The organism is Nocardioides zeae, from assembly GCF_030818655.1.
Taxonomy (GTDB): domain Bacteria; phylum Actinomycetota; class Actinomycetes; order Propionibacteriales; family Nocardioidaceae; genus Nocardioides; species Nocardioides zeae_A.
The window spans coordinates 2151910-2163964 of sequence record NZ_JAUTAN010000001.1; the positions used below are offsets into that span (position 1 = coordinate 2151910).

Genomic DNA, 12055 nt, shown 5'->3' on the forward strand with positions numbered 1-12055 from the left:
GGCGGCGCGGGTCCGGCCCGGGGACAATCCGGACCGTGAAGCCCGCCAAGGTCCGTCGTCGTCTGGAGTCCGCGCTCGTCGAGGGCCGGATCACCACGGTCTGGCGCGACGCGTTCGAGATCGCGTCCACGGACGGCCTCGTCGTCGCACTGACCGACGACTGGGTCGTGCTCCACGACCTCGCCGACGGCGTCCACCTCGACGGGCTCGTCGCGCTCCGCCTGCGGGACGTCTCCCGCGTCCTCTTCCGCGACGACGACGCCTACCACCGCCGGGCCCTCGCGGCGCTGGGGGTGGAGGTCGCGACGTACGAGGTCGAGGCTGACGTCGACGCGCGGGGGCTGCTGGCCCGCGCCCAGGCCGAGGACCGGCTCGTCGCCATCCACCTCGAGGTGCTCCGGGGCGAGCCGATGACGCTGGGACGCCTGCTGGACCTGCGCCGGAAGCGGTTCGTCATCCACTACATCGGTCGCGACGGCGAGTGGGCGCGCGAGCCGGAGCGGTGGCGCTACCGGGACGTGACCCGCATCGAGGTCGGGGGGCGCTACCTCGAGGCGCTCGAGCGGTTCGGGGATCCCTTCCCGACCGACTGACGGCCCGCGGCGTACCGCTTCAGCAGGTTCTGCCGACGATCGCCCCGGCGGCGTCACGCGATGGTGACGGAGCGGCCCGCAGCGTGCACCTGCCACAACGTCGGCGCAACGAGCGTGAAACGAACGTCGCAGAGGGTGGGGACCTCCCCGACCCCCGTTTCAGGAGCCCTCGATGCCCCTCCGGTCCTCTGCCCGGTCCCGCACCATCCCTGCCCGCGTCGGGACGACCGCCGCCCTCGTCGCCCTCCTCGGCAGCACCGTCGCCTGCACCTCGACCGGCGGCGGTGACGACGACGAGGTCACCACCGTCACCATCGGCACGCTGCGCGGCCAGCCGCACTTCTACGCCCCGTTCCTCTACGAGGACCACGCCACCGGCGACATCGACTACGAGGTCGTCACCCTCGACACGGCGCCCGCCCTCAACGACGCCCTGCTGAGCGGCACCGTCGACATGGCGGTCGGCTCGATCACCGCGACCATCGCGGGCGCCGCCCAGGGCCGCGAGGTCAAGGTCGTCGCGGCCGCGTCCGACGGCGGCAGCGGCTTCGTCGCCACCGAGGGCATCGACGACATCACCGACCTCGAGGGACGGCCGGTCGGCTACCTGGAGTCGAGCTCGCAGTACGTCGTGCTCCAGCTCCTCCTCGAGGAGGCCGGGATGACCACGGACGACGTCGAGCTCGTCTCGCTCTCCGCACCCGACTTCTTCAACGCGTTCAGCACCGGTCAGGTGGACGCGTTTCTCGCGCCCGAGATCGGCGTCTCCCTCGCGCTCGGTGCGGGCGGCACGGAGCTGGCCTCGCCGTACGAGACCGAGATCGGCCGCGTCAACATCGGCCTCCTGGCGAGCCAGGAGTTCATCGACGAGCACCCCGAGGCGGTGCAGGAGGTCGTCGACACCCACGCCGCGACCACCGACTACATGGTCGACAACCAGGACGAGTGGCTGCCGGAGCTGGTGGAGGAGTACGGCGGCGACGAGGCCGTCTTCGCCACCGCGCTCGACAACTTCTGGCTGCGCTCCGACCTCTCCCCCACCTACGAGGAGCAGATCGCCAACCTCGCCGCCCAGATGGAGCGGCTCGGCATGATCGAGCAGGCCCCTGCGATCGACGACGTGGTCGACACCTCGTTCGCCTCGCGTGACGAGCCGGAGGACGCGTGAGGGCCGCGCTCTGGCGACGCCGGATCGGTCACACCGCGCTCGGCCTCGGCTTCGTCGCCCTCCTCCTGCTGCTCTGGGACCTCGGCGTCCGCGGCGAGTGGGTGCTCCTCTTCGACATCAAGATGGGCTTCCTGCCCGCTCCGGACGTCGTCGCCCGGCTGCTGTGGGACTTCGCCTTCGGCGGCCTGTACGACGACGCCTACTCCGGCACGCTCCTGGAGCACCTCGGGGCGAGCGCGCTGCGGGTGCTCGCCGGGTTCGGGCTGGCGGCGGCCCTCGCCGTGCCCATCGGCGTGCTGATGGGGCGCTTCCCGCTCGTGAACGCGGCACTGGACCCCGCCGTCAACCTGTTCCGGCCCGTGCCTGCCACCGCGTGGGTGCCGCTGGTGCTGCTCATCATCGGGTTCGGCAGCCAGGCCACGATCTTCCTCATCACGCTGTCGGCCTTCTTCCCGATCCTGCTCAACACGATCGCGGCGACCCGGGAGGTGCCGCCGCGGCTCGTGGAGGCGGCCCGCATGCTCGGTACGACGCGCGTCGGCGTGCTCATGAAGGTGGTGGTGCCTGCGGCGACGCCCGGCATCGTCAGCGGGCTGCGCATCGGTCTCGGCCTCGGCTGGGTGATCCTCGTGCTGGGTGAGGCCAACGGCATCGACACCGGCCTCGGCAGCATGATCATGCTGGCCCGCGAACAGGTGCGGACCGACCGCGTGGTCGTCGGCATGATCGTCATCGGTCTCGCCGGCTTCCTCTCCGACCGGATCCTCGTGCTCGGGTTCAAGGGACTGTTCGGCCGTCGGCCGCTGGTGCGGGCATGAGCGGCGTGCGCGGGACGGTCGCCGCGGACCGGGCCGGCGCTCCGGTGGTCGACGAGTCCGGCCGCGTGTCGCTGCGTGGGGTCGGCAAGCGCTACGAGACCAAGCGGGGGCCGGTCGACGCCGTCGCCGACGTCGACCTCGAGGTCGCCCCCGGTGAGTTCGTCGCGATCGTCGGCGCGAGCGGCTGCGGGAAGTCGACGCTGCTCCGGATCCTCGCGGGCTTCGAGGGGCACACCTCGGGCGCCGTCGAGGTCGGCGGGTCGCCCGTGCGCGGGCCCGGGCCGGCACGGGGCGTCGTGTTCCAGGACTACGGCCTGTTCCCCTGGCTGACCGTCGCCGAGAACGTCCGCTTCGGCCTGCGCCAGCAGCGCTGGTCGCGCGCGCGGGCCAAGCGGCGCGCCGCCGAGATGATCGAGGTCGTCGGGCTGACCCGGTTCTCCGACCGGTTCCCCGGCGAGCTGTCGGGCGGCATGCAGCAGCGGGTAGCCATCGCCCGGGTGCTGGCCGCCGACCCGGCGCTGCTGCTCATGGACGAGCCGTTCGGGGCGCTCGACGCCCTGACCCGCACGACCATGCAGCACGAGCTGAAGCGGCTGCGTGCCGAGAGCGGCGCGACGGTGCTGTTCGTGACGCACTCGATCGAGGAGGCGGTCTACCTGGCCGACCGCGTCGTCGTCATGGCCGGCGGCGCCTCCCACGGCGAGCCCGGCCACATCGCGGCGATCGTGCCCGTCGACCTGGGCGACGAGCGGGACGTCAACGGACCGGCGTTCAACGACCTCGAGCGTCGGATCGGCGCTCTCGTGCACGAGAGCTGACCCCCGGCGGGTGGCCGGCGCTGCGACGTACGGCGTCGGCCACCCACCCCCCTGTCACAGTCGGGGCCATGGCCATCACCACCACCGGGTTCAGCCACGTGCGGCTCACCGTGCGGGACATCGAGGCGTCGCGACGCTTCTACGACGCCGTGTTCGGCTGGGAGGTGGCCTTCGAGCTGCCCGCCGACGCCGACGAGGAGACGCGGGAGCAGCTGTGGTTCCTGTTCGGCGGGGTGATCTACCAGGTCCCGGGCGGCCTGTTCGGGCTGCGTCCCGTCGCGCCCGGCGACGACACGTTCTCGGAGAACCGCGTCGGACTCGACCACGTCGCCTTCGCCGTGCCGACCCGCGCGGAGCTCGACCGCGCCATCGAGGTGCTCGACACCATCGGCGCCTCCCGCGAGGACGTCAAGGACGCCGGCGCCATGTGGATCCTCGAGTTCCGCGACCCCGACGGGATCGCCCTGGAGCTGTCGGCGCCGAAGTGAGCGCGCTGGCCGGGCTCAGCGCACGGTGAACGTGCGCGTCACCGTCGAGGGCAGCACGTTGCTGTTGCCGCGGTGGTCGATGACCGCGCGGTAGGTGCCCCGCGGGAGCTTGGGGAGCCGGAACATCCAGTCCACGGTGCGGGGGTGGGACTGCACGATGCCCGAGTACCAGACCCCGCGCGTGCCGGAGTAGAGCTTGACGGTCATGCGGCCGGGCTGGGGAGTGCCGAACGGGCTCTCCCCGGCCGTGTAGAGGCCCTGGACTCTCAGGAGGCCCGTCACCGTGGGGCTGGGCAGTCGCCTGAAGGACGACCCGACCCAGCCCTGGCCGCGATCCACCTGCATCCGGTGGGTCAGGGTCAGGCCGTCGCCCGGCCGACCGTCGGTGTCGAGGGCGAACGTGGCCTGGTGGGAGCCCGCGGTGACGACGTGGGGGTCGTAGAAGATGCCGACCAGACCTGACTCGAAAATGTCGTTCTCGTCGCGCCCGCGCAGGACCGGCTGCACCTTGGTGATGCTGCGTCCGGTGAGGTCGTCGGTCATCGTCACGGTGCCGCACCAGCTCGCGACGCCCTCCGGCACGACACGGACCGTGACACGGGGCAGGGTGCCCGGCCCCGCGCTCTGCTGATAGCTCCAGCGTGAGTCCGCCGTCAGCACGAGGCGCGGCGTCTCCGTGGTCTGCAGCAGTGTCTCGCCGACCTCGGGCAGCGCCAGCTCGACCTGCGAGGCCTCGACACCGGGGCTGGCCGGCTGCGCGACGTACACCGAGAACTCGCGCTGGGGGTCGGTGTAGGCGCAGGAGGGGACCGGGAAGTACCGCCCCTGGGACCATTCCGGCGGCCCGGGCAGGCGGTGCTCGGGCGCGGCGAGCGCGTCGTCGAGGCCGGCCGGGGCGACGACGACCTGGACGGGCGCGCCCCCCTGCTCCGGTGGGACCTCACCTGAGTGCCTGATCCCGACCTGCACGCCGTCCTCGAAGCTCACCTTGTCGATGCGTCCGTAGGACGCGGTGAGATCCCCCTGCACCGGTTCCGCTGCTCCCGCGACGGGCGTGGCGAGCAGGCTGGCAGCCACGGCCAGCCCCAGGCCGCCCGCCAGGGCGTGTCGGCGCAGCGTGGACGTGCTCGTGGTCATCGCGGGCCCCCGGTTCCTGCGGCCGACGGCCAGCCGCTCTCGCAGCCTAGGCCGTCCGCTCGCCCGGGTCGAGTGGTTCTCCCCAGGCCGGGGAACGTCGTACGGCGCGGCTATCGTCGCCCGAGAACCGAGCCGACCACGGCTCGCGCGAGCGGACGGGGCCCTCCATGGTCGATCTGACGAAGCGCACGGAGACGGCGACCGCGTCGCTCGTCAGCCTCATGAAGAAGGCCCAGGACGACGGTGTCGACCTCGGCGAGGTCTCGGCCGCCTGCGTGCTGGTGATGGACCACTCGGGGTCGATGCGGAAGCTCTACAAGAGCGGCCACGTGCAGGATCTCGCCGAGCGGGTGCTCGCCCTGTCGCTGACCGGTCTCGACGACGACGGCGACATCCAGGTCGTCTTCTTCGACCACAAGCCGTTCCCGGCGGAGACGGTCAACGAGGGCAACTACGCGGGGTTCGTCGACCGGTGGGACCAGGGGCGCCACTACGGGACGACCAACTACGCCGACACCATCGCGACGGTGCTGGCCGACGTGCCGTCAGGCGGATCCCCTGCCCGGGGGCTGTCGCGGTTCTTCACGAAGTCAGGCTCCTCGGGGCCGGCCGCGATGCCGACGCTCGTCTTCTTCGTGACCGACGGCGCCCCCGACTCCGGCACGAAGCAGCGCGTGAAGCAGCTGCTCGTGGAGGCGGCTGACAAGCCGGTGTTCTGGCAGTTCATCGGCGTCAACGGCTTCAAGCCCACGTTCCTCGAGGAGCTCGACGAGATGCCGGGCCGGGTCGTCGACAACGTCGGGCTGACGGCGTTCGACGGCGAGACGGCGACCGACGAGGCGTGGTTCGGGGAGGTGCTGCGCGAGTTCGTGACGTCGTGGCTGCCGGCCGCGCGGCGTGCCGGGATCGTGGCGCCGGGGGGCTGAGCGCCCCCGGCCCCAGCACCAGCCCCCAGCCCCGGACGTCATGCTTCCCGGTGGCCCCGGGCACCGCACCGCATGACGTCCCGGGATCGAGGGAGGCGCCCGCCCGCACCGGGCCCGGAACTGTGCACCTGGGGCGCTCAACCGGCAGCCGGACCCACCCCAACGGCACACTTCCCGACCCCGAAAACCTCATGTGCTCCCCGACCTAGCCGATCGACGGCGCATGAGCACCCGGGGGCACCAGGCCGCGATCACCACCCTCACATGTCCGGTGTGCCGATCGGAGGTGGCACCCACGTCGGCGGCGTGCCGGTCGTGCCACCTCCCGATCCGCGACGTCGTCGACAACCAACGGGGGGCGAGGTCCCGCAGCAACCGCCGCGTCCTCACCCGCCTGTGGGGCATCCCCATCTACGGCGGCATCCTCGCCTGGTGCCTGCTGCAGCTGCCGACGGCGGCCGTGTTCGTCGTACCCGCCGTCGTCGTCGGGTTCGTCCTCCACGTGCTGCGCGGGCGGCCGTACCTCGGCGCCCTCGCCTTCCTCGTCATCGTCGTCGTGGCACCGGCCCTGTTCTGGCCGTCCATCGCGACGGAGGCCCTCGACGAGCTCACCTCGCGGCTCTGAGCATCACATCGACAGGAACGGCGCGAACAAGCGCACCGGGCCCCCGCTCATCCGCGCCCGGAGCTCGTCGCTCGGCCGGCCGAGGGTCTCGCCCTCGACCGACACGGCCGTGGCGAGCACCTCCTGCATGAGCTCCGGCCCGATGTTCTCGAGGTGCTCGATGAGCGCGGACGAGTCGCGGTAGCGCTCGATCACCACGGCGCCGGTCTCGTCGTCGTCGAGGTAGATGTCGTACTGCAGCGTGCCCGAGTCCTGGGTCCGCACGATCTCCATGCAGCGCGCCGAGAGCCGCTTGAAGGTGGCCGCGCCACCCTCGACGAACGTGAAGCGCGCGATGCCGAGGAGCTGGTCGTGGCGGTCGGTCGAGAAGTCCTGCACGGCGTTCCTCCTGTGGGGTGAATTCGCTCAAGCCTGCCGCAAGCCGGCCGAAAGAGAGGCAGAATCCCCTCCCGCAGCATCACTCCCCCGTGCACCTCGCCTCCCCCGCAGCCGCACGGCCCCACTGAGAGGTCGTCGCCGTGACCCACTCCGTCTCCCTGTCCCGCCGCACCCTGCTCGGCGCCGTCGGCCTCGCGGCCGCCGCTGTCGCCGCCGCCCCCGTCCTCGCCGCGCCCGCCTCGGCGGCGGCGACGACGGACCGCGGCTACGGCGTCTTCCTGCCCGCCTACCCCGGCAGCGTCGACGCCGTCCGCACCGCCGGTGCCGCCGTCGGTCGGATGCCGGAGCTCGTGACCTGGTACGTCGCGTGGTCGACCAAGACGGCGTTCCCGCTCGCCCAGGTGCAGGAGGTCACCGGCCTGGGTGCCCTGCCGGAGATCACCTGGGAGCCCTGGGACCCCGCCCGCGGGACCGCCCAGTCGACGTACTCCATGGCCTCCATCGCCGCCGGCCGCCACGACTCCTACATCCGCTCGTGGGCGCGCGCCGCCGCGGCGTGGGGTCGGCCGGTGCGGCTGCGGTTCGCCCACGAGTCGAACGGGTCGTGGTACCCCTGGGCCGTCGGCGTCAACGGCACCACCGCGAGCCAGTACGCCGCGGCCTGGCGCCGCGTCGTGAACCTGTTCCGCTCGGCGGGCGCGCGCAACGTGCAGTTCGTGTGGTGCCCCAACATCCCCTTCGCCGGCACGCCTGCGCTCGCCTCGATCTATCCCGGGGACGCGTACGTCGACGTGGTCGGCCTCGACGGCTACAACTGGGGCACCAGCCAGGAGTGGTCACAGTGGGGCACCTTCACCGACGTCTTCGGCGCCGGGGTGAGCGAGCTGCGGTCGTTCACCGCGAAGCCCCTCGTGCTCGGCGAGGTGGGCTGCGCCGAGGCCGGTGGTGACAAGGCCGCGTGGATCGCCGACATGTTCGCCGTGCTCGACGCCCACCCCGAGATCCGGGGCTTCACCTGGTTCAACGCGGCGAAGGAGACCGACTGGCGCGTCGAGTCGACGCAGGCCTCGCTCGACGCGTTCCGCGCCGGCGTCGCCTGACGCACGACCTGCTGGGTCAGTCCCGCCGACGCGTGAGGAACAGACCGCCACCGCCGACGATCGCCAGACCGGCACCACCGAAGGCGAGCACCTTCCACGTCGTACCGGCGTCCTGGATGCGGGTGTGGAAGTAGGTGCGCCCCGACGCGTCGATGCCGACCAGACGGCTCCCGTCGTAGAGACCGTCGACGCGCTTGCCGTCGACCAGCTCACGCCGGTCGGAGTCGCTGAGGCCGTTGATGCGCTCAGTGCGACCGTCGTCCCACGGCACGAAGTTGCGGGTCGTGCTGTTCCGCGTGGGCCGCTCGATCTCGCCCTCGACCGCCACGAGGCAGCCCGAGGTCTCCCCCTCGCCGCAGATCGGGGTGTTCCTCAGAGCGCGTTCCTGCAGGAACGAGGCGCCGAGGAAACCGGTCAGACCGAGGACGAGGCCCGCGACCAGCGCGGCGGCCGCGGCCCACTGGAGCGGAGAGGTGAACGTGCGTGGATCGAGCAGCTTGACGGCGTTGAACCGAGCCATGGGAGGGGTCCTCGGGGAGCGGGAGCAGGGAGCACCCGATCTGCCCGGCGGACCTCCTAGTGAAACCGTCGAGCGGCCTCGTACGCCGCGGGCGACCCGAACCGCTCCCGATCGCTGCGCTCGTGGCGGCGCTTCTGGAGGGCGGAGACGGCGACGGCGGCGGCCCACACGAGGATGATCCCGCCGACGACCAGCATGCGTGCGTCGGCACCGTCGAGCGTCGAGCCCAAGGCGAGCCCGACGGAGAAAGGGACAGTTCCGTGGACGAAGTGCTCGGTCCAGGTCCACGGCCGCTCGCCGCGTCGGTAGCCGAGTGCTGCGCGGAGCACCCGGGTCTGCTGGCGGGTCTCGCCCATGCGTCGGTAGGCGATGCCGAAGAGGACGATGGCGAGTCCTGCGGCCACCGACACCACGACCGGCCGATGCGGCACAGGCTCGAAGATGAGGGTCAGCCATGCCGTTGCGCCGGCGACGTAGCCGGCGACGCGCGGCACCGCCGCGCGCCGCGGGATCGGTACCCCGTGCTCGGTCTTCACTCCGCCTCCCCCGCCGTGCTGCCTCCCGCGCGCTGACGCTGCTCCCGGCGGCGACGGAGGTACGCCGACCGGGCGTACATGGTGAAGGTGACGCTGGACCCCACGATGACGAGGACGTTCCCCCAGTGACCCTCACCGAACACGAGCAGGAGCGCGGCGACGATGATGACCCCTGCCGCGATGCCGAGCTGCCACCAGTGCAACCGCCACGACGCGACGATCTCGCCGCGCGCGTGGCCCCGCCGTTCGAACTCGACCGCCGAGGTACGGCGCAGCTCGGCCCCCGGCCGCATGGTCACCACGAGCAGCACGACACCGAGCAGGAGCAGGGCCACCGTGGCCGGTGCGCCGACAGCGACCGGGACGCGTCCGCTCGTGGTCACACCGCCGAGGAGGCCGCCCGTGGCGATGAGGACGACGGCCGCGATGCCCACGGCGTGCACCCGCCGCGGGATTTCGACGCCCAGGTCCGTCTTCATGCCGCCTTCCCCGCGCGCGTCACGCCCCGGTGCTCGCGGCGCCACTTCTGCGTCGCCGACCACGCGATGCTGATGAGCATCGCGGCGAACATCGCGGAGCCCGCCCAGAAGAACCAGCTCGACGCCTCGGAGCGGACCGCGTTCACGATCTGCAGAGGGAACATGACCGCGAAGAACGCCCCGTACCCGGCATGGACCCACCACGACCATGGTTGCTCGCCCGGCAGGTAGCCACGGTCGCGCCGCGCCTGCTTCACATGTCGGCGGCTCTCGGACCCTGCGCGAAAGGCGAAGAGGTAGAGAACCCCCACGACGACGGCGAGCACAGCCGCCACGATCCAGCGGGCCGACCCCGTGATCAGGTCCGTGAGGAGCACCACCGCGAACAGACCGGCGACGAGGATCGAGGCCACCGCCAGCGGTGCCGCACGTGCCGGCGCCTCGACCCCGTACGGAGCCAGCACCTCCCCCTGGATGACGGCGACGAACTCACGCACACCCACGACGACGAGCACGACGGCGACGAGGGCGATGAGGCCGAGGGCCGCGACGAGGCCCCACGGCGGAACGCGGTCGTCCGCGTAGAGGTCGGATGCCACGGCGGCCAGCGCCGCCAGCACTGCGCCGCCGACACCCGCCACCACCATGAACCTGATCTTGCGCCGGCGGGCGGCTCGGACCTCGGGCGTCATGCCGCCTCCTCGCGCGGTGGGGGCAGGGGCTGGATGCGCTCGCGGCGCCACTTCTGCACGGCCGACCAGCCCGCGCTAGCGGCGAAGCCGAGACCGATCGCGGCTCCCGCGCCGTACACCCAGAATTCCCAGCCATCTGCAGTGAGTGTGTTGCCGAGGTTGACCAGGCCGACCACGGCGAAGCCGACGCCGGACGTCACGTGCATCCCCCACGACCACGGCTGCTCACCGAGGCGGTATCCACGCTCCCTGCGCACCTCGCGCACCCGGCGTCGTCGTGCTCGCCCCGCCGGCCACGCGACCCCGCCGAACACCACGAAGACGACGACGATCAACCCGCCGATCGCCCACCGTGTCCGGCTCGAGAGGTCGAGCACGATGAGGGGTTGCAGCAGGCTCATCGTCACGACGAAGAAGGCTCCACCCGCGCGCGCCAGTCCCCGGTGCTCCGAGAGACCGTAGGGATTCATGGCGTTGCTCGTCAGCCGCCAGCCAGCCAACCGACCCGCCAGCAGCGCGAGCAGCGCCACCGCCGCGGCGAACAGCACGACGGCCAGGAGGAGCCCCCACGCAGGGAGGTCACCGCGGTCGGAGGCCGCGACCACCGGGGTCGTCGCACCAGTGACGACGGCGCAACCCAGGACGAACAGGACCAGCCCACCGATGCGCCGCGCCGTCGTCACTTCACCCATCGGAGCAACCTAGCGAAGTTGCCCAACGACGCACCGTCACGCGCCACGCACGGGCTTCGGCGGCAGCGTTGGCAACGGCGGTGTCGTGGTGGGCACCGTCATGCGCTCGGGGCGGGGGTAGATCCCCCGCGGTCGACGCTCGTTTCGCCACTTCTGCACCGCTGACACCGTGAAAACCAGCCAGTTGAGGCCGAAGCACGCGGCGCCCAGCCAGGAAACGCCGGAGCTGTCGGTGAGCGCGAGCCCCACGTACCAGGCTGTGGCCACCGAGAAGAACGCGATCCGCCACCCGTGCCACCGCCACGACGCGACCAGCTCACCGCGGCCGTACCCGAAGACGGCGCGGACCACCGCGGTCTGGCGTCGCGACTCCGCGGTCGCGAGGTACGCGCGGACCGCGAGCCCCCCACCGAGGAGCGCGACCGGTCCCACCACGAGCAGGACGACCGGCTCGTAGTCCCCCACCGCCGCCGCGATCACCGACAGCATGACGAAAGCCCCGCCGAAGCCGGTGGCGAGCACGGTCCACCCGGGCACCGGTACGCCGAGGTGGTTCCTCACGAGACCGACTCCCCGGACACGAGCGGCGCGGGCGCTGGAGGGAGGCTGCGATCCTCGCGCTCGCGACGCCACCCCTGCAGCGCGCTCACACCGTTGCTCGCAGCCAGCCTCCCATTGAGCAACAGGATCAAGGCCACGACCCACCATGGCCCACCGGCGGCATGGGCGGGCCAGGCCGCGGCGAGCGACAACGTCCAGCACAGCGCATCCGTCCGGTGCGCCCTCCAGTCCTGCGTCGTCTCGCCCCACCGCATCCCCAGGTGCGCCCGCACGACCCTCGTCTGGCGCGAGGACTCGCGGTCGAGCACCCAGGCCACCGCCGACGACCCCAGTCCGCCGGCGATGGCACCGAGCACCCACGGCGAACGCCACGCCGCGACCTCGATCGCGACGAGGAAGAGCGGCACGCCGATCAGCAGGAACCCCGCGTGCGACGGCACCCACGACCACGGGTGCACCGGCACGCCGTGCTCGTTGGTCCCCGCCACGCCAGCAACCTAGCGAAACAACGGATTGCGTGGGTC

17 protein-coding genes are annotated in these 12055 nt (G+C 72.1%); 8 read left to right on the top strand and 9 right to left on the bottom strand.

Annotated elements, in window-relative coordinates; genetic code table 11:
* Positions 1-35 precede the first annotated feature (35 nt).
* The 5 genes from QE405_RS10250 (at position 36) to QE405_RS10270 (ending at position 3885) form a co-directional block, all read left to right on the top strand.
* On the top strand, positions 36-593 hold the full coding sequence (locus tag QE405_RS10250) for a hypothetical protein (protein ID WP_307200348.1): 558 nt from the start codon (positions 36-38) through the stop codon (positions 591-593).
* A 172-nt stretch (positions 594-765) separates the two neighbouring features.
* Positions 766-1761, top strand: a complete 996-nt coding sequence (locus QE405_RS10255) for an ABC transporter substrate-binding protein (RefSeq protein WP_307200350.1) — start codon at positions 766-768, stop codon at positions 1759-1761.
* Positions 1758-2579 carry an ABC transporter permease gene (locus QE405_RS10260; protein ID WP_307200352.1) on the top strand — a complete coding sequence of 274 codons (822 nt, stop codon included), beginning with the start codon at positions 1758-1760 and terminating at the stop codon, positions 2577-2579. The genes QE405_RS10255 and QE405_RS10260 overlap by 4 nt, the downstream gene beginning before the upstream one ends.
* Positions 2576-3397 (top strand): ABC transporter ATP-binding protein, encoded by an 822-nt coding sequence (locus tag QE405_RS10265; protein WP_307200354.1) that lies wholly within the window; start codon positions 2576-2578, stop codon positions 3395-3397. The genes QE405_RS10260 and QE405_RS10265 overlap by 4 nt, the downstream gene beginning before the upstream one ends.
* Positions 3398-3465: 68 nt before the next feature.
* The gene (locus tag QE405_RS10270) at positions 3466-3885 is read left to right on the top strand and encodes a VOC family protein (protein ID WP_307200356.1); all 420 of its coding nucleotides are present in this window, start codon (positions 3466-3468) and stop codon (positions 3883-3885) included.
* 15 nt (positions 3886-3900) lie between these two features.
* Here QE405_RS10270 and QE405_RS10275 read toward each other — a convergent pair whose 3' ends face one another.
* On the bottom strand, positions 3901-5022 hold the full coding sequence (locus QE405_RS10275; protein WP_307200358.1) for a hypothetical protein: 1122 nt from the start codon (positions 5020-5022) through the stop codon (positions 3901-3903).
* Between the two features lie 167 nt (positions 5023-5189).
* Here QE405_RS10275 and QE405_RS10280 point away from each other — a divergent pair, with 167 nt between their 5' ends.
* Both QE405_RS10280 and QE405_RS10285 read left to right on the top strand, forming a co-directional pair.
* Positions 5190-5948 (top strand): VWA domain-containing protein, encoded by a 759-nt coding sequence (locus tag QE405_RS10280; protein WP_307200360.1) that lies wholly within the window; start codon positions 5190-5192, stop codon positions 5946-5948.
* Positions 5949-6234: 286 nt separating this feature from the next.
* Positions 6235-6573, top strand: a complete 339-nt coding sequence (locus tag QE405_RS10285; RefSeq protein WP_307200362.1) for a hypothetical protein — start codon at positions 6235-6237, stop codon at positions 6571-6573.
* A 3-nt stretch (positions 6574-6576) separates the two neighbouring features.
* Here QE405_RS10285 and QE405_RS10290 read toward each other — a convergent pair whose 3' ends face one another.
* The gene (locus QE405_RS10290; RefSeq protein ID WP_307200363.1) at positions 6577-6951 is read right to left on the bottom strand and encodes a putative quinol monooxygenase; all 375 of its coding nucleotides are present in this window, start codon (positions 6949-6951) and stop codon (positions 6577-6579) included.
* A 140-nt stretch (positions 6952-7091) separates the two neighbouring features.
* On the opposite strand from QE405_RS10290, the gene QE405_RS10295 reads away from it, so the two are divergent.
* Positions 7092-8051 carry a glycoside hydrolase family 26 protein gene (locus tag QE405_RS10295; RefSeq protein ID WP_307200365.1) on the top strand — a complete coding sequence of 320 codons (960 nt, stop codon included), beginning with the start codon at positions 7092-7094 and terminating at the stop codon, positions 8049-8051.
* 16 nt (positions 8052-8067) lie between these two features.
* Here QE405_RS10295 and QE405_RS10300 read toward each other — a convergent pair whose 3' ends face one another.
* Genes QE405_RS10300 through QE405_RS10330 form a run of 7 tightly spaced genes read right to left on the bottom strand, consistent with a single transcriptional unit; the run spans position 8068 to position 12019 of the window.
* On the bottom strand, positions 8068-8571 hold the full coding sequence (locus tag QE405_RS10300) for a hypothetical protein (RefSeq protein ID WP_307200367.1): 504 nt from the start codon (positions 8569-8571) through the stop codon (positions 8068-8070).
* Positions 8572-8627: 56 nt separating this feature from the next.
* Positions 8628-9107 (bottom strand): hypothetical protein, encoded by a 480-nt coding sequence (locus tag QE405_RS10305; RefSeq protein WP_307200369.1) that lies wholly within the window; start codon positions 9105-9107, stop codon positions 8628-8630.
* Positions 9104-9586 (bottom strand): hypothetical protein, encoded by a 483-nt coding sequence (locus QE405_RS10310; RefSeq protein WP_307200371.1) that lies wholly within the window; start codon positions 9584-9586, stop codon positions 9104-9106. The genes QE405_RS10305 and QE405_RS10310 overlap by 4 nt, the downstream gene beginning before the upstream one ends.
* On the bottom strand, positions 9583-10278 hold the full coding sequence (locus tag QE405_RS10315) for a hypothetical protein (protein WP_307200373.1): 696 nt from the start codon (positions 10276-10278) through the stop codon (positions 9583-9585). Before QE405_RS10315 ends, QE405_RS10310 begins: the two co-directional genes overlap by 4 nt.
* The gene (locus tag QE405_RS10320) at positions 10275-10970 is read right to left on the bottom strand and encodes a hypothetical protein (RefSeq protein WP_307200375.1); all 696 of its coding nucleotides are present in this window, start codon (positions 10968-10970) and stop codon (positions 10275-10277) included. The genes QE405_RS10315 and QE405_RS10320 overlap by 4 nt, the downstream gene beginning before the upstream one ends.
* 36 nt (positions 10971-11006) lie before the next feature.
* Positions 11007-11531: a hypothetical protein gene (locus QE405_RS10325; protein WP_307200376.1), complete on the bottom strand. Its 525-nt coding sequence runs from the start codon at positions 11529-11531 to the stop codon at positions 11007-11009.
* Positions 11528-12019 carry a hypothetical protein gene (locus QE405_RS10330; RefSeq protein WP_307200378.1) on the bottom strand — a complete coding sequence of 164 codons (492 nt, stop codon included), beginning with the start codon at positions 12017-12019 and terminating at the stop codon, positions 11528-11530. The genes QE405_RS10325 and QE405_RS10330 overlap by 4 nt, the downstream gene beginning before the upstream one ends.
* Positions 12020-12055 lie beyond the last annotated feature (36 nt).